Source organism: Blastococcus saxobsidens, assembly GCF_002938435.1.
Lineage (GTDB): Bacteria > Actinomycetota > Actinomycetes > Mycobacteriales > Geodermatophilaceae > Blastococcus > Blastococcus saxobsidens.
In genome coordinates, this window is record NZ_POQT01000027.1 from 42843 (window position 1) to 62240 (window position 19398).

At 71.6% G+C, this 19398-nt stretch carries 19 protein-coding genes; 14 read left to right on the forward strand and 5 right to left on the reverse strand.

The features are described 5' to 3' along the window. Positions 1–2 precede the first annotated feature (2 nt). Genes C5507_RS15630 through C5507_RS15665 form a run of 8 tightly spaced genes read left to right on the forward strand, consistent with a single transcriptional unit; the run spans position 3 to position 6201 of the window. Positions 3–1088 carry an ABC transporter substrate-binding protein gene (locus C5507_RS15630; RefSeq protein ID WP_207225737.1) on the forward strand — a complete coding sequence of 362 codons (1086 nt, stop codon included), beginning with the start codon at positions 3–5 and terminating at the stop codon, positions 1086–1088. Next, on the forward strand, positions 1085–1933 hold the full coding sequence (locus C5507_RS15635) for an ABC transporter permease (protein WP_104529462.1): 849 nt from the start codon (positions 1085–1087) through the stop codon (positions 1931–1933). The genes C5507_RS15630 and C5507_RS15635 overlap by 4 nt, the downstream gene beginning before the upstream one ends. Further along, a complete protein-coding gene (locus tag C5507_RS15640) occupies positions 1930–2772 on the forward strand; it encodes an ABC transporter permease (RefSeq protein WP_104529443.1) in 843 nt (280 codons plus the stop codon). Before C5507_RS15635 ends, C5507_RS15640 begins: the two co-directional genes overlap by 4 nt. Then, positions 2769–3551, forward strand: a complete 783-nt coding sequence (locus tag C5507_RS15645; RefSeq protein WP_104529444.1) for an ABC transporter ATP-binding protein — start codon at positions 2769–2771, stop codon at positions 3549–3551. Before C5507_RS15640 ends, C5507_RS15645 begins: the two co-directional genes overlap by 4 nt. After that, the gene (locus tag C5507_RS15650; RefSeq protein ID WP_104529445.1) at positions 3548–3892 is read left to right on the forward strand and encodes a hypothetical protein; all 345 of its coding nucleotides are present in this window, start codon (positions 3548–3550) and stop codon (positions 3890–3892) included. The genes C5507_RS15645 and C5507_RS15650 overlap by 4 nt, the downstream gene beginning before the upstream one ends. Then, entirely contained in the window at positions 3889–4566 is a 678-nt protein-coding gene (locus C5507_RS15655; protein WP_104529446.1) for a bifunctional 4-hydroxy-2-oxoglutarate aldolase/2-dehydro-3-deoxy-phosphogluconate aldolase, read from the forward strand. Before C5507_RS15650 ends, C5507_RS15655 begins: the two co-directional genes overlap by 4 nt. Beyond that, positions 4563–5222: an RraA family protein gene (locus C5507_RS15660; RefSeq protein ID WP_104529447.1), complete on the forward strand. Its 660-nt coding sequence runs from the start codon at positions 4563–4565 to the stop codon at positions 5220–5222. The genes C5507_RS15655 and C5507_RS15660 overlap by 4 nt, the downstream gene beginning before the upstream one ends. 19 nt (positions 5223–5241) lie before the next feature. Beyond that, on the forward strand, positions 5242–6201 hold the full coding sequence (locus C5507_RS15665) for a sugar kinase (RefSeq protein ID WP_104529448.1): 960 nt from the start codon (positions 5242–5244) through the stop codon (positions 6199–6201). Positions 6202–6234: 33 nt separating this feature from the next. On the opposite strand, the gene C5507_RS15670 is transcribed toward C5507_RS15665, so the two are convergent. Next, on the reverse strand, positions 6235–7182 hold the full coding sequence (locus C5507_RS15670) for a LysR family transcriptional regulator (protein WP_104529449.1): 948 nt from the start codon (positions 7180–7182) through the stop codon (positions 6235–6237). Further along, positions 7179–8126 (reverse strand): quinone oxidoreductase family protein, encoded by a 948-nt coding sequence (locus C5507_RS15675; RefSeq protein ID WP_242611062.1) that lies wholly within the window; start codon positions 8124–8126, stop codon positions 7179–7181. Before C5507_RS15675 ends, C5507_RS15670 begins: the two co-directional genes overlap by 4 nt. A 479-nt stretch (positions 8127–8605) precedes the next feature. Between C5507_RS15675 and C5507_RS15680 the strand changes: the two genes are divergently transcribed. Next, positions 8606–9739: a zinc-binding dehydrogenase gene (locus tag C5507_RS15680; RefSeq protein ID WP_207225736.1), complete on the forward strand. Its 1134-nt coding sequence runs from the start codon at positions 8606–8608 to the stop codon at positions 9737–9739. A 1-nt stretch (position 9740) separates the two neighbouring features. Here the strand turns inward: C5507_RS15680 and C5507_RS15685 are convergent, their stop codons facing one another. The 3 genes from C5507_RS15685 to C5507_RS15695 are packed head-to-tail and all read right to left on the reverse strand — an operon-like array spanning position 9741 to position 14088. Beyond that, a complete protein-coding gene (locus C5507_RS15685) occupies positions 9741–10457 on the reverse strand; it encodes a sirohydrochlorin chelatase (protein ID WP_249027830.1) in 717 nt (238 codons plus the stop codon). Beyond that, positions 10454–11215, reverse strand: coding sequence for an SDR family oxidoreductase (locus tag C5507_RS15690; protein ID WP_104529451.1), 762 nt, complete (start codon positions 11213–11215; stop codon positions 10454–10456). The genes C5507_RS15685 and C5507_RS15690 overlap by 4 nt, the downstream gene beginning before the upstream one ends. Then, the gene (locus tag C5507_RS15695) at positions 11215–14088 is read right to left on the reverse strand and encodes an aconitate hydratase (RefSeq protein ID WP_104529452.1); all 2874 of its coding nucleotides are present in this window, start codon (positions 14086–14088) and stop codon (positions 11215–11217) included. Before C5507_RS15695 ends, C5507_RS15690 begins: the two co-directional genes overlap by 1 nt. A gap of 263 nt (positions 14089–14351) precedes the next feature. Here C5507_RS15695 and C5507_RS15700 point away from each other — a divergent pair, with 263 nt between their 5' ends. From C5507_RS15700 to C5507_RS22410, 5 genes are all read left to right on the forward strand, one after another. Beyond that, positions 14352–15359, forward strand: a complete 1008-nt coding sequence (locus C5507_RS15700) for a phosphatase PAP2 family protein (protein ID WP_104529453.1) — start codon at positions 14352–14354, stop codon at positions 15357–15359. After that, the gene (locus tag C5507_RS15705) at positions 15356–16114 is read left to right on the forward strand and encodes an SIR2 family NAD-dependent protein deacylase (RefSeq protein ID WP_104529454.1); all 759 of its coding nucleotides are present in this window, start codon (positions 15356–15358) and stop codon (positions 16112–16114) included. Before C5507_RS15700 ends, C5507_RS15705 begins: the two co-directional genes overlap by 4 nt. 137 nt (positions 16115–16251) lie before the next feature. Then, a complete protein-coding gene (locus tag C5507_RS15710; protein ID WP_104529455.1) occupies positions 16252–16677 on the forward strand; it encodes a DUF1772 domain-containing protein in 426 nt (141 codons plus the stop codon). 91 nt (positions 16678–16768) lie between these two features. Beyond that, the gene (locus tag C5507_RS15715; RefSeq protein ID WP_104529456.1) at positions 16769–18304 is read left to right on the forward strand and encodes an AMP-binding protein; all 1536 of its coding nucleotides are present in this window, start codon (positions 16769–16771) and stop codon (positions 18302–18304) included. A 125-nt stretch (positions 18305–18429) separates the two neighbouring features. After that, the coding region (locus C5507_RS22410; protein WP_487246494.1) for a coiled-coil domain-containing protein at positions 18430–19398 on the forward strand (969 nt) is incomplete at its 3' end.

Consider the following 19398-nt stretch of genomic DNA (forward strand, 5'->3'; position numbering starts at 1 on the left):
GCATGTCTCTGGTACTCGTGGCCTGCGGCGGAGCCCCCACCCCCGCCGACTCGGTCGCGGAGAATGGCGAGGAATCCGTCGCCGTGAATGCGGGACTGGTCGGGGCAATCGACCAGATCGGCCTTCCGGCGGCCCTCGACCAGGGCTTCTTCGAGGAGCAGGGACTGGATGTGACGGTCGCTGAGCCCTTCGCCACCGGGACCGACCAGCTCAACGCCCTCGAGAGCGGCCAGATCGACATCGCCCAGGTGGGTTCCCCGGCGATCGGTGCCATCCTCAGCGGCGCGGATTACGTGCTGCTGGGGAACTACTCGGGCAGCGCGGCGCAACTCGGTATCGACGAGACCATGGCGGTCGTGGCCCGCGACGGGTCCGGCGTGGAGGCGGGCGACCTGTCGACGCTCCGGGGCAAGAAGATCGGTGTCGCCATCGGCTCGATCAACCACCTGTACCTGCTGTCGGCATTGGCCGAGAACGACATGACCCCGGACGACGTCTCGATCGTCAACACGCCGCCGCCGGACATGGCCGTGGCACTGCAGACGGCCGGCATCGACGTCGCGATCGGCTGGGACCCCTTCCCGCTGCTGATCCTGGATCAGGTGCCCGGCTCGTACGAGGTGGCTCGTGGTGGTGGCTACATCGGTTACCTGGGCTACCTGGTCGCGAAGCGGGACTGGGTGGAGCAGAACCGAGACACGGTCAAGAAGTTCCTGACGGCTCGCGCGGCTGCCGACCAGTGGATGCGCGAGAACCCTGACGGCGGAGCAGAGGTGGCCGCCCGGTGGCTGTCCAGCCTGGACCCGGCGATCGCCGAGGAGGCCATGCAGTACAACGTCGAGCAGCTCGACCCGCGCATCTCCGCGTGCAACTACGCCGCGCTCCACGAGGCGATCACCACGCTGCACGGGCTCGGGACGATCAACGGCACCTTCGACGTGAACGACGTCTTCGTTCCCGGCCCGATCAACGAGGTCATGGAGGAGTCGCCGGAGCTCTTCGAGGACCTCGACGAGATCCCCGCTTCCGCAGTCATCGAGGGTGACGACTTCACCTTCGAGCCCGACGGGGGTCAGTGCTCCCGATGACGGGGATCGCCCTCCGGCCGTCGCGCGAGCCGCTGAGCGACTCCGGTCGCCGGCAGCTCGCGCGGCGGCGGGCGCGCCTCTCCTCGGCCGCCTGGTTCCTCAGTCCGTTCGTCGTGTTGGTGGCCCTGTGGGCCGTGCTGGTACCGGCCCTGGACGTGTCGCCGCGCACCTTCCCCAGCCTCGCATCCGTGTGGGCGGTCTTCACCTCCGGCGTTACCGACGGGTCGCTCTGGACGCAGGTCTTCGCGAGCCTCGCCCGGGTCGGGGCCGGCACGGGCCTGGCGATCGCGATCGGCGTGCCCTTCGGGATCCTCATGGGCATCAGTCGGGGTGTCTCCGGCTTCTTCTCCCCGCTGCTCAGGTTCTCCGTCGCCCTCGCCGGTATCGCGTGGATCCCGCTGGCCACACTCTGGTTGGGCTACGGCACGGGCGCGGTCGTCTTCATCGTCTTCAACGCGGTCTTCTTCGCGGTCGTCTACACCACGATGCTTGGCGTCCGCCAGATCAGCACCTCGTTGCTGCGAGCGGCGCGCAGTCTGGGTGCAGGGCCGGGGCGGATGTTCGTCGAGATCTACCTGCCTGGAGCCGCACCGAGCATCGTCACCGGCCTGCGGATGGGCATGGGCTTCGCCTGGAGAGGGCTCATCGCGGCCGAGATCATCGCGACCAGCAGTGGTCTGGGCTACACGTTGTTCCTGGCCCGCCAGTACTACGAGACGGACGTGATCATCCTGATGATGATCACGATCGGGGTGCTCTGGCTCCTCATGGACCGTTTCCTGCTGGCGCCGCTGGAGCGCCGGACCGTGGAGCGCTGGGGCGCTCGCAGGCAGGTGGGGACATGACCGTCGACACTCCCGTCCGATCGCAGCAGCGGTCCCGCGTTGAGACGGCCGGCGCCTGGACCGGGCTCCTCCGTGTCCCCGGGATCCGGACGTGGGGACCGTTCGCGGTCGTCGTCGCGATCTGGGCCCTCATCGCCGAACTGGAGCTCTTCCCGTCGGCTTTCTTCGTGGGACCGGGGACGGTCTTCGAGACCACTGTGCGCCTGATCGAGCGTGGCATCCTGCCCAGCTACATCGGGGACTCGTTGCTCCGCCTGGCGGTGGGGGCCGGCTTCGGGGTCGTCATCGGCGTCGCGCTCGGCTTCCTGATCGGGCTCAACAAGTACGCCCGCAAGTTCAGCTGGCCCATGCTTCTCTTCTTCCAGGCGATCGGCGACATCGCGTGGCTGCCGATCCTGATCATCTGGTTCGGGTTCAGCCTCACGTCGGTCACGCTCGTCATCGTCTACACGGTGACGTTTCCCCTGATCATCAGCATCGTCGCCGGGATCGACTCCATCCCGCAGAACCTGATGCGGGCTGCCGCGAGCCTGGGAGCCAAGCGCTGGCGGGGGATCGTGGAAGTGGTCGTGCCGGCTGCCCTGCCCGGCATCTCCAGTGGGATTCGCACGGGACTCGGTTATGGATGGCGCGCCCTGATCGCCGCCGAAATCATCATCGGGACGAGCGGCGTCGGATTCATGATGTTCGAGGCGCGGCGTCAGGGCGACGTCTCGCACGTCTTCATCGGAATGGTCGTGCTGGGCGCCCTCTGGTATGCCACGGACGCTCTCATCCTCGCCCCCTTCGAGAAGGAGACGGTCGAGCGCTGGGGCATGGTAGAAGGGATCGGCAGATGAGTCTCCTGTCAGTGGAAAACCTGAACCAGGTGTACACGGACGCGTACACGCACGAAGAAATGACCGCGGTCGGAAATGTGTCCTTCGATATTCCCGAAGGCCAGTTCATCTCCCTGATCGGGCCCAGCGGTTGCGGGAAGACGACGGTTCTCAACATTGTTGCCGGCTTCATCCGGGCCAGTGGTGGGAGCGTCATGCTGGCCGGGAAACCCATCTCCGGCCCCGGCCCCGACCGTGGTGTGGTGTTCCAGGACTTCGCCCTCTTCCCGTGGAAATCGGTGGAAGCCAACATTGCCTTCGGCCTGAAGATGCGGGGCGTCGACAAGGCCGAGCGCAAGCGGCGGGCCCGGGAGGTCATCGAGCTCGTCGGTCTCTCCGGCTTCGAGGCGAAGTACCCGCACGAGCTCTCGGGCGGCATGCGGCAGCGCGTGGGTGTGGCGCGGGTCCTCGCCACCGAACCGACGATGATGCTGATGGACGAACCGTTCGCGAGCATCGACGCGCAGACGCGGCGCGTGCTGCAGCAGGAGGTCCTCCGCATCTGGGAGCAGGAGCGGCCGACGGTCCTCTTCGTCACCCACGACGTCGACGAGGCGATCTTCATGTCCGACCGCGTCATCGTCCTCTCCAGCCGTCCGAGCGCCGTCCAGGCCGACATCGAGATCCCCATCCCGAGGCCGCGGACGTGGTCGGACGTGTACGCCGACCCGGCATTCGTCCGCATCCGGCGTGAGCTGATGGCGATGCTGGGCGTCGACGACGACGAGAAGGGGTCGTGACGCTGCTCCGCCGGCTGTCCCGCAGCACGGCCTTCCGGACGATCGTCGTGGTCCTGGTGCTCGCGCTGGCTTGGCAGGTGTACCTCACCGTCCGGGCGCCGGGCCGGATCGCCCCAGAGCTGGCCGTGGCCGTGGAGGAGGGGCAGCCCCTGCGCGTCTCGGTGGCGCTGGACTTCCCGCCCGAGCGGTTCCACAGCCTGAAGTTGCAGTCCTACGGACATGTCATGGGCGTCGAGGACAACCGGATCCATCTCCGCTCAGTGAGACCCGAGTCCGTGGCGGCCCTGGCCAAGATCTATTGGGTCGACCGCCTGGAGCTCTACGAGGACGATGCGGGATGACGGCCGAGCAGTCCCTCGAGGTCATCCGGCGCGAGCGCATGGTCATGGTGCTCCGCGCGCCCACCCCCGAGACCGCGCTGGCGGGGGCACGTGCGGCCATCGACGCCGGTATCCGAGTCGTCGAGGTCACCTTCACCGTGCCCGGAGCCGTCGACGTCATCGCGGAACTCTCGCGGAGCAGCCCGGACGACGGCACGCTGATCGGTGCCGGCACCGTCCGGACGACGGAGCAGGCCGACGCCGCCATCTCGGCGGGCGCACGCTTCGTCGTCAGCCCGGGCCTCGACGAGCCGCTCGTCGCCCGGGTGACCGGCCAGGACGTCCTCGCCCTCCCAGGGATCCTCAGCCCGAGCGAGGCGATGCGTGCGCTGGCGGCCGGGGCGCGTGCGCTGAAGCTCTTCCCTGCCTCCGCCGTCGATCCCGGCTACATCGGGGCGCTCCTGGGCCCGATGCCCGAGCTCGAGATCGTCCCCAGCGGAGGCGTAGGGCCGGGCAACGCACGGGCGTGGCTCGACGCAGGCGCCGTCGCCGTCGGGATGGGTGGGGCGCTCTCGCCGAGCGGCCCGCTCGACCAGGCAGGGCTCGAGGCCATCCACGAAGCAGCAAGGCAGTCACTCGTCGCGGTGCGAACACCGTCGGCTACCCCAGACCCGTCCACGAAGGAGCGTCCATGACCACCCCCGCTGTCCATCCCGCCGAGACCATCGAGGCCTTTCGCGGGATCACCACGGCGTCGGTGTCCGACGCCCTGCAGGAGCTCGGCGTCCACGGCTACATGTCGTCGCAGATCCGTCTGCGCACCGGTCAGAAGCTCGTGGGTCCCGCTGTGACCGTGCGAGAGGTCCCCACCTCCGAGCGCGTCCCCCCGCAGCACGCACTTGACGTGATCGACAACTCCGCGCCGGGCTCCGTCGTCGTCATCGACATCGGCGAGGAGACCGAGGTGGCGGTGTGGGGCGGCCTCATGACGGCCGGAGCCGTGGCCAACGACCTCGCCGGTGCCGTCCTGGACGGCGGCATGCGTGACGTCGAGGAGATCCGGCGGGACTTCGGGTTCACCGTTTTCTCTAGGTCGGTCTCCACCGCGACGACGGTCGGTCGCTACAAGACGGTGGCCGCCAACGAGCCCGTCCGCTGCGGCGGCGTCACGGTCAACCCAGGCGATCTCATCGTGGGTGACGGCGACGGTGTCGTGGCCGTCCCGCACGCCCTGGTGGCGCAGGTCCTGGAGGGAGCGACGTCGATCGAGGAGCGCGAGCGCGAGCAGACCCGCCTCATCCTCGAGTCCGGCTCGTTGGCCGCCGGCCTGGCCAAGTACAACCGCATCTGAGCGGCGAGGCGATCCGGTCATGACGTACGTGCCAGACATCGTCTCGTTCGGCGAGCCGATGGTCGAGTTCAATGCAGAGGCCGTCGGCGGCCCCCGGGTGGGGTCGCTGTACAGCGTGGGCTTCGGCGGGGACAGCTCCAACTTCGCGGTGGCCGCCAGCCGGCTGGGCGGGCGCTCGGGCTATCTCTCCCGGGTGGGGGATGACCAGTTCGGCGAGCTGCTGCGCAAGCTCTGGCAGTCCGAGGGCGTGCAGGCCGAGCACGTCGTCACCGACCCCGAGCACCCCACCGGCCTCTACTTCGTCCTGCGGGAAGGGACGAGTACGGAGTTCGTCTACCGGCGGACCGGTTCTGCGGCATCGCGGTTGCGTCCGGCCGACCTGCCGGACGGCTGGATCGAACAGGCGCGCGTCGTCCACGTCACCGGCATCACGCAGGCCATCAGCAGGACTGCCTGTGACACGGTCTTCAGCGCCATCGAACGGGCCCGCCTGGGAGACACGCTGGTCACCTACGACCCGAACATCAGGCCCCGGCTGTGGTCGCTGGACCAGGCGCGGGCGATGGCCCGGTACACGCTCCCACTGTGCGACGTCGTGCTCCCCAACCTCGACGAGGGGCGGCTGCTGACCGGCTACGAGGACCCGCGGGCCATCGCCTCGGAGCTTCTGGCCCTGGGGGCGCCGCTGGTCGTGCTGAAGATGGGTGGCGTCGGGGCGGCCGTCGCGACCGCCGACGGCTACGAGGCCATTCCCGCCCTCAAGGTGCGGGCGAAGGATCCCACGGGGGCGGGGGACACCTTCGACGCTGCCTTCGCGGTGTCGCTGGTGGAAGGGCGACCGCCCGTGGAGGCGGCGACCTTCGCCGCCGCGGCAGCGTCCCGGGTCGTGCAGAGTCTCGGTGCCGTGAACCCCATCCCGTCGCGCCGCGTCGCCGACGAGCTGTTCACCGAGCTCAGGGAGCTGGCTGGGGCGCGCTGACCGGCCGACCGGCCGCACCGCGCGTGCGGCCGGTCAGGCGCGGCGCTCGTACCGCTGCACCGCATCAGGGACGGGCATCTGCAGGATCAGGTCGAGGAAGGCGCGGACCGCCGGCTGCATCGCACGGGCGCCGTCCCAGAACACCCCGACCTCGCGCCGGTGCACCGTGCCGTGCATCGGTATGACCCGGGTGCCCGAGGTGTCGGACACCGCGGCCGCGAGCAGGTTCGTCAGACCGATACCGTGCCCCGTCCGGGCCAGCGCCACGAGGGTCTGCGGCTCGTTGGTACGCAGCACGACGTGGTTCTCCAGACCGGCGTCCCGCAGCGCGTGGTCCATCTCGGTCGTCCCCGTCTCGCGCTGCGTCCCCGACCCCAGCGTGATCAGCCGCGCGTTGCGGAGACGGGCCAGGTCGATCGTCTGGAACTGCGCCAGCGGGTGGTCCTCGGCCACGACGGCGACCAACGGCTCGACCCACAGGACTTCGTGGGCGACGGAGGACTCGCGCGGGATCGGGAGCAGCGGGCGGATCGCCAGGTCGGCGTCCCCGTTCTGCAGGGCGGCGCCGAGGTCCACCGGCGCGCCCTCGAGAAGAGCGACCTCAACCGCGGGGTACTGGGCGGCGAACTCGCGCAGGGCGCCGGGCACGAAGGCGGCGCCTGCGCTGGGGTAACACCCCAGCCGTACGCGACCGCGGAGCAGACCGAGGACGGCCTGCACGTCGGCCTCGCCGGCCTCCAGCTCGGCCTGCACGGCGCGGGCGTGCACCAGGAACGCCATCCCTGCCTCGGTCAGTCGGACCGGACGCTCCTTGCGGTCGAACAGCAACGCACCCAGCCGGCTCTCCAGCTCGGCGACGTGCGAGCTGATGCTCGGCTGCGAGCGGTAGACATTCTCGGCGGCAGCGGCGAAGCCGCCGTGGTCCACGACGGCCAGGAAGCTCCCCAACCACTCGAGCCGGTAACCGTCCAGGACGGTCATGAGCTCAGCGGCGACCCTGGGGGAACCAGGAGGAGCTTGGCGGTGGTCCGCCGGCTCTCCAGGTCACCGTGCGCATCGGCCGCCTCCTGCAAGGGGTACAGGCCACCGACGCGGGCGGTGAGGAGGCCGGCGGCGGCGGCGTCGAACACCTCGCGGGCACGCCAGGTGAGCTCCTCGCGGTCGGCGATGTAGTCACCGATGGTCGGCCGCGTGACGTACGCCGAGTGGAAGGCGATGAGCCGCTGCAGGTCGAACGGCGGCACCTGGCCCGAAGCCGCTCCGAAGAGGGCCACCATTCCGCGCGGCTTCAGCGATCCGAGGGACGCTTCGAAGGTTGCCCGGCCGACACCGTCGTAGACGGCGTCGACGCCCGTGCCGGCGGTCAGCTCACGCACCACCGCCGGCAGCTCGGCCGCCAGGTCCTGCAGCTCGTCGTAGCGGATGACGTCCGAGACGCCGGCCTCGCGCGCGAGCGCCTCCTTGGCCGCGGTGCTGACCGTGCCGATGACCCGCGCGCCTCGGGAGACCGCCAGCTGCGTGAGCAGCAGTCCCACACCACCGGCCGCCGCGTGCACCAGCACGGTGTCGCCCCGCTGCACCGGGTAGGTCGAGACGGCGAGGTAGTGCGCCGTGATGCCCTGCAGGGGGAGTGCGGCAGCGCTCGCGTCGTCGACACCGTCGGGGATGACCACGGCCCGAGCGCTCGGCACCACGGCGAGCTGTGCGTACGACCGGAGGACGTCCACCCACGCGACGCGCTGGCCGACCGCGATGCCCTCCACGCCGGGGCCCAAGGCTACGACGGTGCCCATGGCCTCCGCGCCGGGGACGTGCGGGAACTCCGACGCGTACACCCCGCTGCGGCGGTACGTGTCGATGAAATTGACACCGCTGGCGATGACTTCGACGAGCAGCTCGCCAGGCCCCGGATGTGGATCGGGCACTTCCCCGTACTCGAGAACGTCGGCTCCGCCCGGCCTCATTGCTCGGATCGCGTACACGCCGTCAGTGAACCACGCAGGCCCCCGGCACCGCGCATTCACCCGCCGTACGCGTCGCTCTTTCGTGCGACGCCGGTGGCAGGAATCGGGAATGCACGTTGTTGGTATCGAGGTGCCCTGCCCATTCCATTTCGAGCCGCGCGGCTGTATTGCGCACGCGAAGGCCGGGACGTGCGAGAAATGGCACCCTGGCCGCACTGAGGTCGCCAGCCGGATGGGCTGGCGACCAGTTCGCGAGGGTGCGAATCAGCATTTCCGATAGGGGCTATCAATCGTTGACCGTGGTCGGGGTCGGACCTACGGTCACGAGTGACGGACGGCACATCGACGGTTCTCACGGGCTGGTCGGACGTCTCCCGCGTGCCCCAGGCGCTCGCCCGTCCTCCGGACGAAGCCCGCCCGACAGCCAGGATCGGATCCCAGTGACCACCAGCTCGACCTCGGCCCGCCCGGTGTCCGCCATGCAACTGCGGGCCTTCGATGCGCCGTTGGAGCCCACCCGGATCGTCCCCTCGGCTGCTGGTCCGGGAGCCATCGTGGCCGACGTGACCCACGCAGGGGTGTGCGGCACCGACATGCATCTGCAGGCAGGGCGCATGCAGATCCCCCTCCCGGTGATCCTGGGGCACGAGGCCGTGGGGGTCGTCCGTGAGCTGGGGAGCGGTGTGACGACGGATGCCACGGGACAGCGGCTGGAGGTCGGCGACGCCATCTCGTGGATGTCGAACATCCCTTGCGGTCAGTGTTTCTACTGCACCGAGGAGAACCAGCCATCGTTGTGCGAGAGCCGCCGTGTGTACGGGATCAACCAGAGCTCCGCCGACTGGCCGCACCTCTCCGGGGGCTGGTCGGAGCAGATCTACCTGCAGCCCGGCTCCACCGTCATCAAGCTGCCCGAGGGAGCCACGCCGGACGCCGTCATCGCCCTCGGCTGCGCCGGTCCGACCGCGACGCACGCGATGCAGAGCATGGCCGAGCCGCGGGAAGGGGATGTCGTCGTCGTCCAGGGGAGCGGGCCCGTCGGCCTGGCGTCGGCGATGCTCGCGCAGCTGGCCGGGGCAGCGAAGGTGATCCTCGTCGGTGGGCCCGCCAACCGCCTGGAGATCGCCCGGAGCCTCGGCATCGGAGACGTGCACGTCGACATCTTCGAGAGCTCCGCGGAGGAGCGGCTGGCTCGGGTGCTGGCCGAGACACCGGGTGGCCGCGGTGCCGATTTCGTCATCGAGGCGACCGGGGCGCCCAGCGCCGTTGCGGAGGGCATCGACCTGGCGCGTAAGGGTGGCACGTACCTCGTGGTCGGCCAGTACACCGACCATGGCACGACCATGCTCAACCCGCACTACATCACGAAGAAGCAGCTGCGGGTCCTCGGCAGCTGGGCCTTTTCAGCGGCCGACCACGTGCAGTACGTCCGCTCGGTGCCCGCGCTCGCCGAGCGGTTCGACCTGTCGGCGCTGGTGACCCACTACCCGCTGGCCCGGGCCAACGACGCCCTGGACGACATGCGCAGCGGTCGCACCCTCAAACCTGTGCTGGTCGTCGGCGACGCCGCCTGACTCACCGCGATCCTGTCGCGGCGTCGTAGCGGTCCAGCAGCACGGCAGCGATGCGCTCGTCGGGGAGCAGCGGTGCGGTGACCGCATCGGCTCCCGCGGCCGAGAGTTTGTCGTGGAAGTGCCCGGGGGCCAGCAGGTAGCTCGCCAGGACCACTCGGCGCGCGCCCGCGCCACGGGCCGCGGCAACTGCATCCCGCACCGTCGGGCTGGCCGCCGAGCCGTAGCCGGTGGTCACGGTGCCGGCCCAGGACGCCTGGAGCAGGTCGGCGGTCGACTCGACGTCGGCCACCGAACGCGGGTCGCTGGAGCCGGCGGCGCAGAGGACGACCGCGGTCACGGGGTCGCGGGGGTCGGCGCCGGCCTGCACCAGACGCTCGTGCACGACCTCGACCAACCGGGGGTCGGGACCGAGCGGACGCGCGGCGACGACGGACCCGTGCGCCGCCACGGCGCCCGCGATGTCGACGTGCACGTGGTAGCCGCCGGAGAGCAGCAGCGGGACGACGACGGCGGACCGGCCCTCCGCGGCGAGCCCTGCGACCACGTCGACCACGGTCGGCGGCTGCACGTCGACGAACGCCGCCGCCGTCACCAGGCGCGGACGTCGTGCGCGGGCGGCCAGCGCCAGTTCCGCGATCAATCGACGGCCGGTGGGGTTGCGGGTGCCGTGGGCACATGCGACGAGCACCGGGTCGGTGGGGTGTGCCGTGACGTTCACATCGACCGCAACCGACCGCCGTCGACGGCGATCATCGTGCCCGTGACGTAGGAGGCAGCGCGGGAGAGCACGAAGGCGGCCACCCGACCGAACTCCTCGGGTCGACCGAGTCGGCGCAGCGGGATCCCCGCTTCGCTGCGGGCACGTCGTGCGGTGGCCTCATCCGAGCCATCGTGCAGGTGACGGTTCTGATCGGTCAGGATGCTGCCGGGCAGCAGGCCGACGACCCGGATCCCCCGGGGACCCAGCTCGTCGGCGAGGCCCTTGGCGGTCATGGCCAGGCCCGGGCGCAGGCCGTTGGAGACCGCCAGCCCGTCCAGCGGCTGCCGGACGGAGGTGGACAGGACGAAGGCGATGGCCGCGCCCTCGCCGAGGTGCGGGACGAGCGCCTTGACCAGCCGGAGCGGGCCCAGCAGCACGCTGTCGACCCCGGCCCGCCAGGCGTCCTCGGGGGTGTCCAGCACGCTGCCGGGCGCCGGGCCGCCGACGCTGATGAGGACCCCGTCGAGCCTGCCGAGCCGTTCCCGGGCCGCGGCGACCAGCGCCTCCGCGGCACCGGCGTCGGCGAGGTCGGCCGCGAGCCCGGAGGCCGCGGGCTCGCCGCCGAGCCGCTCGACGGCCCGCGCGACCCCGTCGGCGGACCGTGAGCTGACCAGCACCCGGGCCCCGTCATGGACGAGGGCCTGGGCGGTGGCGAACCCCAGCCCACGGCTCGCGCCGGTGAGCAGGAATCCGCGACCACCCAGGCCCAGGTCCATCAGGCGGCAGAGCCCCGCAGCGAGCGCAGGACGTACTGCATGATCCCGCCGTTGCGGTAGTAGTTCGCCTCACCGGGGGTGTCGATCCGGACGCGGGCGTCGAACTCGGTCGTCTGACCGTCCGATGCCTGAGCCGTGACCTTCACCGTGCGCGGCACCGAGCCGTCGTTCAGCGCGGTGATCCCGGTGATCGTGAACTCCTCGTCGCCGGTCAGGCCGAGCGACTCGCGATTCTGGCCCTCGGGGAACTGCAGCGGCAGCACGCCCATGCCGATCAGGTTCGACCGGTGGATGCGCTCGTAGCTCTCGGCGATGACCACCTTGACGCCCAGCAGCGCCGTGCCCTTGGCCGCCCAGTCGCGGGAGGAACCCGAGCCGTACTCCTTGCCGGCCAGCACGACCAGCGGGACGCCGGCGTCGATGTAGGCGCGCGAGGCGTCGTAGATCGTCGTCGTCTCGCCGGTCAGGTGGTTCCTGGTGACGCCGCCCTCGGTGCCGGGCACCAGCTGGTTGCGCAGCCGGATGTTGGCGAAGGTGCCGCGGATCATGACCTCGTGGTTCCCGCGGCGGGAGCCGTAGGAGTTGAAGTCGCGGCGGTCCACCCCGCGCTCGCGCAGGTATTGGCCCGCGGGGCTGTCGGCCTTGATCGAGCCGGCCGGTGAGATGTGGTCGGTGGTCACCGAGTCACCGAGCACCACGAGCGTGCGGGCGCCGGTGATGTCCTCGACCGGAGTCGGCTCGGCAGGCATGCCGTCGAAGTACGGCGGACGCTGCACGTAGGTGCTGTCCGCATCCCACTGGAAGGTGTCGCCCTCCGGGGTGGGCAGGGCCTGCCACTGCTCGGTGCCGGCGAAGACGTCGGCGTAGCTGTTGCCGAACTGCTCCGCGGAGACGGCGTGGTCGATGACCCGCTGGACCTCCTGCGGGGAGGGCCAGATGTCGTGCAGGAAGACGTCGTTGCCGTCGGGGTCCTGCCCCAGCGGGTCGTTGTTCAGGTCGACGTCCATGGAGCCGGCGAGGGCGTAGGCGACGACCAGCGGGGGTGAGGCCAGGTAGTTCATCTTGATGTCGGGGTTGATCCGGCCCTCGAAGTTGCGGTTGCCCGAGAGCACCGAGACGACGGCGAGGTCGGCCTCGTTGACAGCGTGGGACACCGGCTCCGGCAGCGGGCCGGAGTTGCCGATGCACGTGGTGCAGCCGTAGCCGACCAGGTAGAAGCCCAGCTTCTCCAGGTACGGGGTGAGCTCGGCCTTCTCGTAGTAGTCCATGACGACCTTGGACCCGGGGGCCAGCGTCGTCTTGACCCACGGCTTGCTGGTCAGCCCACGCTCGACGGCCTTCTTGGCCAGCAGCGCGGCACCGATCATCACCTGCGGGTTCGAGGTGTTGGTGCAGGAGGTGATCGCGGCGATCACGACGTGGCCGTGGTCGACGAAGGTCTCCGTGCCGTCCTCCATGACCACCTTGGTGGGCTTGGAGGGGCGGTCGGCGGCCTTCTCCGGGACGACGGCGTGGTGCGGTTTGCCGGCCTCACCGTTGCCGCGCGCGAACGGGCTCACCGGGTCCGACGCCGGGAAGGACTCGGCCGAGGCCTCGTCGGCGGCGGACTCGACGCCGTAGGGCTGCTCGTTGGCCGGGACGCCGGGCTTGCGGTCCTCCCCACCGGTCTCGTCTGCGGCGACGTAGTCGGCCAGCGCGGTGCGGAAGGCCGGCTTGGCGTCGGTGATGGCCACGCGGTCCTGCGGGCGCTTGGGCCCGGCGATCGAGGGCACCACGGTCGCGAGGTCGAGCTCCAGGTACTCGGAGAACGCCGGCTCGCGGGAGGGGTCGTGCCAGAGGCCCTGCTCCTTGGCGTAGGCCTCGACCAGCTTGACCTGCTCCTCGCTGCGGCCGGTGAGCTGCAGGTAGGTGATGGTCTCCTCATCGATCGGGAACATCGCCGCGGTGGAGCCGAACTCCGGGCTCATGTTGCCGATCGTGGCGCGGTTGGCCAGCGGCACCGCGGAGACGCCCTCGCCGTAGAACTCGACGAACTTCCCGACGACGCCGTGCTCGCGCAGCATCTCGGTGATCGTGAGGACCAGGTCGGTGGCGGTGGCGCCGTCCGGCAGCGAGCCGGAGAGCTTGAAGCCGACGACGCGGGGGATGAGCATCGAGACCGGCTGGCCGAGCATCGCGGCCTCGGCCTCGATGCCGCCGACGCCCCAGCCCAGGACACCCAGGCCGTTGACCATGGTGGTGTGGCTGTCGGTGCCCACGCAGGTGTCGGGGTAGGCGACGACGCGGTTCCCCTCCTGGCGCGGGAAGACCACGCGGGCCAGGTGCTCGATGTTGACCTGGTGGACGATGCCGGTGCCCGGGGGGACGACCTTGAAGTCGCTGAACGCGCCCTGGCCCCAGCGCAGGAACTGGTAGCGCTCGCCGTTGCGCTCGTACTCGATCTCGACGTTGCGCTGGAACGAGTCCTCGGTGCCGAAGATGTCGGCGATCACCGAGTGGTCGATGACCAGCTCGGCCGGCGCCAGCGGGTTGATCTTCTGCGGGTCCCCGCCGAGCTCGGCCATGGCCTCGCGCATGGTGGCGAGGTCGACGATGCAGGGGACGCCGGTGAAGTCCTGCATGACCACGCGGGCCGGGGTGAACTGGATCTCCTGGTCGGGCTCGGCATTCGGGTCCCAGCCGGCGATCGCCCGGATGTGGTCGGCGGTGATGTCTGCGCCGTCCTCGGTGCGCAGGAGGTTCTCGAGGAGGACCTTCAGGCTGAAGGGCAGCTTCTCAGAGCCCTCCACCGCGTCGAGCCGGTAGATGTCGTACTCGGTGCCCTCGACGCTGAGCGTCGACCGGGCTCCGAAGGTGTCCTTGCTGGCTGCCACTTCTCTGCGCCTACCCCTCGCTGGTTCGTCTGCGCTGGTTTACCACCCGCGATCATCCCAGCTCAGCGACAGGAGTGACCGGTCAGGCGACCCTTCCCTCACCCGGTGACCTGTGTCACGTCCTCCGAAACTCCCTGCGGGTGTCCGCGCGGGCCGTCTCACGCGTTCCACGGCGGCGCACCCGTCACTCCTGCGTGCGAAACGACGGCGAAGCGGGGCGCAGTGCCCCCACCGGGCGGTACCGGCCATTACCGTCCCGCGCCATGACCGTGGTCGACCCACCGGTGTCCCTCGTGGCCCCGGCCCCCTCCGTCCTGGTCCCGGCCGTCCGGCCGGGTGCGGTGCGGCGGGTCGGCCCGGCATGGCTCCCGGTCACGCTGTGGGCCGGGCTCGCCCTGGCCTTCGCCGCCACGTGCGCCGTCCGCGGCCTGCCCACCGACCGCGTCGTGCTGCTCGGCTGGGTGCTGGCCGGCCTCTGCGTGCACGCCGCCACGCAGGGGGCGCGGCGGGTGGGGCGGTTGCTGGCCGACTGGCTCCCGCTGGTCGCCGTCCTGCTCGCCTACGACGCCAGCCGTGGGCTGGCCGACGGGCTCGGCATGCCGGTCGCCGTCCAGGAGCTGGCCGACGCCGACCGCTGGTTCGGCGGCGGGGTGCTGCCGACGGTGTGGCTCCAGGAGCACGTGCAGGCCGAGTGGTGGAAGGCCGTCGCGACGCTGGTCTACAGCAGCCACTTCGTGGTCACGCCCGTGGTGCTGGCCGTGCTGTGGGTGCGCAACCGGGAACGCTGGGCCCGCTGCGCCCGCCTGGTCGTGGCGCTGTCGGTCGCCGGCCTGGCCACCTACGTCCTCTATCCCGCGGCGCCGCCCTGGCTGGCTGCCAAGGAGGAGGTCATCGAGCCGGTCGCGCGGATCACCAGCTCCGGCTGGGCGGTGCTGGGCCTGCCCAAGGCCGGCGTGCTGCTCGACCACGGCCAGGGGCAGGTCAACCTCGTGGCGGCGGTGCCGTCGCTGCACACCGCTTTCGCCGTGCTCATGTGTGCGGTGCTGCTGCCGATGGCGCGCTGGTGGTGGCAGCGGGTGGTGCTCGTGGCCTACGCGGTCACGATGCCGCTGGTGCTGGTCTGGGGCGGCGAGCACTACGTCGTCGACACCCTGCTCGGGGCCGCCTACGCCGTCGGCGTCGTGCTCCTCATGCCGTCGATGGAGCGGGCCGGGCGCGCTGCGTCCCGGCGGGCGGCGCAGCGCCTCCCCGCCCTACCGTGGCGGGCGTGACCGGCGCTGTCCCCGACCCCCTGCCCGGCTGGCTGACCGCGGCCTCCCGGATCACCGTGCTCACCGGCGCGGGCATCTCCACCGACAGCGGCATCCCCGACTACCGGGGGCCCAACGGTGTCTGGACGCGCGATCCCGACGCCGAGAAGCTCGTGACGCTGTCCTACTACGTGGCCGACCCCGACGTCCGCCGCCGCGCGTGGTTGATGCGGCGCGACGTGGGGGCGCTCGACACCAGCCCGAACACCGGGCACGAGGCGCTGGTCGGCCTGGAGCGCCAGGGCCGGCTGCGCACGCTGATCACGCAGAACGTCGACGGGCTGCACCAGGCCGCCGGTTCGACGCCGGAGCGGGTGCTGGAGATCCACGGCACGGTGCACGAGGTCGAATGCCTGGGCTGCGGCGACCGCACCTCCATGGACGACGCGCTGGCCCGCGTGGCCGCGGGGGAGCCGGACCCCGCCTGCCTGGTCTGCGGTGGGATGCTGAAGTCCGCGACGATCAGCTTCGGGCAGCTGCTGGATCCCGAGGTCATCGACGCCGCCGTCGACGCCGCGGCCGACTGCGACGTGTTCCTCGCCGTCGGGACGTCGCTGCAGGTGCACCCGGCGGCGGGGCTGGTCGACGTCGCAGTCCGCCACGGGGCCCGCGTGGTGGTGGTCAACGCCGAGCCGACGCCCTACGACGACGTCGCCGACCTCGTCGTCCGCGAGCCGATCGGGACGGCGCTGCCGCGGCTGGTCTCGGCCCGCTGACGCCGTCCTCCCTCACCCCGCGGCGTCCTCCCTCACGGCCCACGGTGCGGGAGGACGCGCCTCGATCAGGTCACCTGATCCAGGCCGCGACCGCCACCTACCGTGGGCGGCGTGACCGGCGCCCGCCCCGCCCCGCTGTGACGCTGCTCGTCGTCCACCTCGCGCTCACCGCCGCCTACGCCGGGTTCCAGTGGACCGTGCGGATCGTGGTCTACCCGCAGTTCGCGCAGGTGCCGCCCGCTGCCTTCGCCGCCTACGAGCGCAGCCACCAGCGGCGGGTCACCCGGGTCGTGGGTCCGCTCTTCGCGGGGCAGGTGGTCACGACGTCGGCGTTGCTGGTCGCCCAGCCGGCCGGAACGCCGCTGGTGCCGGTGCTCGTCGGCGCGGGGTGCCTGGCCGTCGTCCTGGCGGTGACCGCGCTGCTCGCCGTCCCGCTGCACCGCCGCCTGGACCGCGGGTGGGACGCCGGGGCCCACCGCCGCCTGCTGTCCGTGGACGGCGTGCGGGTGTGCGCGGCCACCGCCGGCACGGCCGCTGCTGCGTGGGCGCTGCTGGCCGGATGACCGCGCCGCTCGTCGGCGCCCCCGTGGGCCGCTAGCGTGACGGGACCACGACGAGCGGCCGGCCCGACCGGCCCCGCCCCGAGGAGCCGGCATGCGCGTGCCCCTGACTTCCCGCGACTTCCTCGACCGGGCCGAGCTGGTCTACGGCGACCGGATCGGTGTCGTCGACGAGCCGGCGCAGCCCGCCCCGTCGCTGGGCGAGGTCTCCTACCGGGAGGTCGCGCGGCGCGGCCGCGCCCTGCAGGCCGGGCTGGACGAGCTGGGCATCGGCGAGGGAGACCGGGTGGCGATCGTCAGCCACAACTCCGCCCGGCTGCTGGAGCTCCTGCTCTCGGTGCCGTCCTCGGGCCGGGTCGCGGTCCCGATCAACTTCCGGCTGCAGCCGGAGGAGGTCGAGTACATCGTCGGGCACTCCGGCGCCCGGGTGCTGCTCGTCGACCCGGAGCTGGAGACGTCGCTCAAGGGCGTGCGGGCCGAGCACCGGTTCGGCACGGGGGAGGAGTACGAGCAGCTGCTCCGGTTCGACGCCGAGCCGCGGCCGTGGGCCGAGCCCGACGAGGACGCCACGGCCACGATCAACTACACGAGCGGGACGACCGCGCGGCCCAAGGGCGTGCAGATGACCCACCGCAACACCTGGGTCAACGCCGTCACCTTCGCCATGCACATGCAGGTGAGCGACCGCGACGTCTACCTGCACACGCTGCCGATGTTCCACTGCAACGGCTGGGGGCTGCCCTACGCGATGGCCGGCGTGGGCGCCCGCCAGGTGGTCATCCGCAAGATCGACGGCGCGGAGATCCTGCGCCGGGTCGAGCAGCACGGCGTCACGGTGATGGCCGGGGCGCCCGCGGTGTGGAACGCGGTCCTGGAGGCGGCGGCCGACTGGGACGGCGAGATCCCCGGGCGCGACCGGGTGCGCATCATCGTGGCCGGCGCCCCGCCGCCGTCGCGGACCATCGCGCGGGTCGAGGCCGAGCTCGGCTGGGAGTTCAACCAGATCTACGGCCTCACCGAGACCGCCCCGCTGCTCACCATCAACCGCCCCCGCGAGGAGTACGACGGGCTGGACCCCGAGGGGCGGGCGAAGCGGCTGTCGCGGGCCGGCGTCCCGTCACTGGGCACCCGCCTGCAGATCAGCGACTCGGGGGAGGTCCTCGCCCGCAGCAACACCGTGCTGGACGGCTACTGGGAGAACCCGGACGCGTCGGCGGAGGCCCTGGCGGACGACTGGTTCCACACCGGCGACGGCGGCGCGCTGGACGAGCACGGCTACCTGACGATCTCCGACCGCAAGAAGGACGTGATCATCACCGGCGGGGAGAACGTCTCCTCGATCGAGGTGGAGGACGTCGTGTTCGCCCACCCGGCGGTCGCGGAGGTCGCCGTCATCGGCATCCCGGACGACAAGTGGGGCGAGCTGGTCACCGCGATCGTCGTGCTCGCCGAGGGGGAGCAGGCCACCGAGGCCGACATCATCGCCCACTGCAAGGCGCGGATGGCCGGCTACAAGGCCCCCAAGCGGGTCGAGTTCCGCGACGAGCTGGCCCGCACCGCCACCGGGAAGATCCAGAAGTTCAAGCTGCGGCAGGACTTCTGGTCCGGCTCCGAGCGCCAGGTCAACTGACCCGTCACCTGCTCGTGTCATCTCACCCCCAGGGGTGAGACGCCCTCAACGGCGCGGCTCTCCGCACCGATGTCACCACGGGCCGCCCGACCGGGCGTCCTACGGACATCGGGAAGAGGCATGTCGTGGGCACCGGAACGCGGAACAGCACGGCGGGGGCCGGTACGGGCGCCCCGTCCGGCGCGGTCGAGCGCACCGGAGGGCGGGCGGCGTCGCGGGTCGCGGGCACGCTGCTCGTGGCCGCGCTCGCCGTCGGCCTCACGCCGGACGTCGCCGGGGCCGCGCCCCGGCGCCCCACCGACAGCCAGATCAGCCAGGCCCAGTCGCGCGCCGACGCGGTGGCCGACCGGATCGGTGAGCTCAACCAGCAGCTGACCGCCGCCCAGGCGCAGGCCGAGGCCGCGCACGCCACGTCTGCGCTGGCCCTGGACGAGTTCCAGGCCACGCAGGAGGCGTTCGAGGCCGCCCAGGCGCACGCGCAGGCTTCGGCCGAGGCCGCCGCCAAGGCCGCCGAGGAGGTCACGGTCGCCCGCGACGACGTCGTCGCCTTCGCCCGCCGCAGCTTCATGGAGGGGACCACCAACCCGGGCGCGACCGCGCTGCTCACCGCCGGTGACATCGGCCAGTTGGTCGAGCGCGCCGCGCTGCTGGAGGCTGCCGGCACGCACCGCGCCGACGTGCTCGGCGAGGTGCGGGACGCCGAGCAGACCGCGCGCCGTGCCGACGTCGTCGCCCGGACGGCGGTGGTCGAGGCCGAGGAACTGAAGACTCAGGCGGCCGCGACCCTCGAGGTCGCCACGACCGCCGAGATCTCCGCCCGCGCCCTGAAGGCATCCCTGGTCGCCCAGCGCGTCGAGGTGCAGGCCCAGCTGGACGCGGCCCAGACCGAGCTGCGCGACCTCGTCGGTGCCCGTGCCGCGGCGGAGCGCGCCGCCGCCGTCGCTCCCCGCCCGGCCCCGGCCCCGGCCCCGGCTCCCGCTCCGCGGCCGGCCCCCGCCCCGAGCGCTCCGCAGCCGCCGGCCGACCGTCCCGTGCCGCCGTCGGCCGGGGACGCCTCCGCCGCGCAGCGGGCGATCGACGCCGCCATGGCCTAC

What these genes read in the sequence shown, in the direction of transcription:
- C5507_RS15630 (WP_207225737.1), top strand. Translation starts at nt 3, where the DNA reads ATGTCTCTGGTACTCGTGGCCTGCGGCGGAGCCCCCACCCCCGCCGAC.
- C5507_RS15635 (WP_104529462.1), top strand. Translation starts at nt 1,085, where the DNA reads ATGACGGGGATCGCCCTCCGGCCGTCGCGCGAGCCGCTGAGCGACTCC.
- C5507_RS15640 (WP_104529443.1), top strand. Translation starts at nt 1,930, where the DNA reads ATGACCGTCGACACTCCCGTCCGATCGCAGCAGCGGTCCCGCGTTGAG.
- C5507_RS15645 (WP_104529444.1), top strand. Translation starts at nt 2,769, where the DNA reads ATGAGTCTCCTGTCAGTGGAAAACCTGAACCAGGTGTACACGGACGCG.
- C5507_RS15655 (WP_104529446.1), top strand. Translation starts at nt 3,889, where the DNA reads ATGACGGCCGAGCAGTCCCTCGAGGTCATCCGGCGCGAGCGCATGGTC.
- C5507_RS15660 (WP_104529447.1), top strand. Translation starts at nt 4,563, where the DNA reads ATGACCACCCCCGCTGTCCATCCCGCCGAGACCATCGAGGCCTTTCGC.
- C5507_RS15665 (WP_104529448.1), top strand. Translation starts at nt 5,242, where the DNA reads ATGACGTACGTGCCAGACATCGTCTCGTTCGGCGAGCCGATGGTCGAG.
- C5507_RS15670 (WP_104529449.1), bottom strand. Translation starts at nt 7,182, where the DNA reads ATGACCGTCCTGGACGGTTACCGGCTCGAGTGGTTGGGGAGCTTCCTG.
- C5507_RS15690 (WP_104529451.1), bottom strand. Translation starts at nt 11,215, where the DNA reads ATGGACCTGGGCCTGGGTGGTCGCGGATTCCTGCTCACCGGCGCGAGC.
- C5507_RS15700 (WP_104529453.1), top strand. Translation starts at nt 14,352, where the DNA reads ATGACCGTGGTCGACCCACCGGTGTCCCTCGTGGCCCCGGCCCCCTCC.
- C5507_RS15715 (WP_104529456.1), top strand. Translation starts at nt 16,769, where the DNA reads ATGCGCGTGCCCCTGACTTCCCGCGACTTCCTCGACCGGGCCGAGCTG.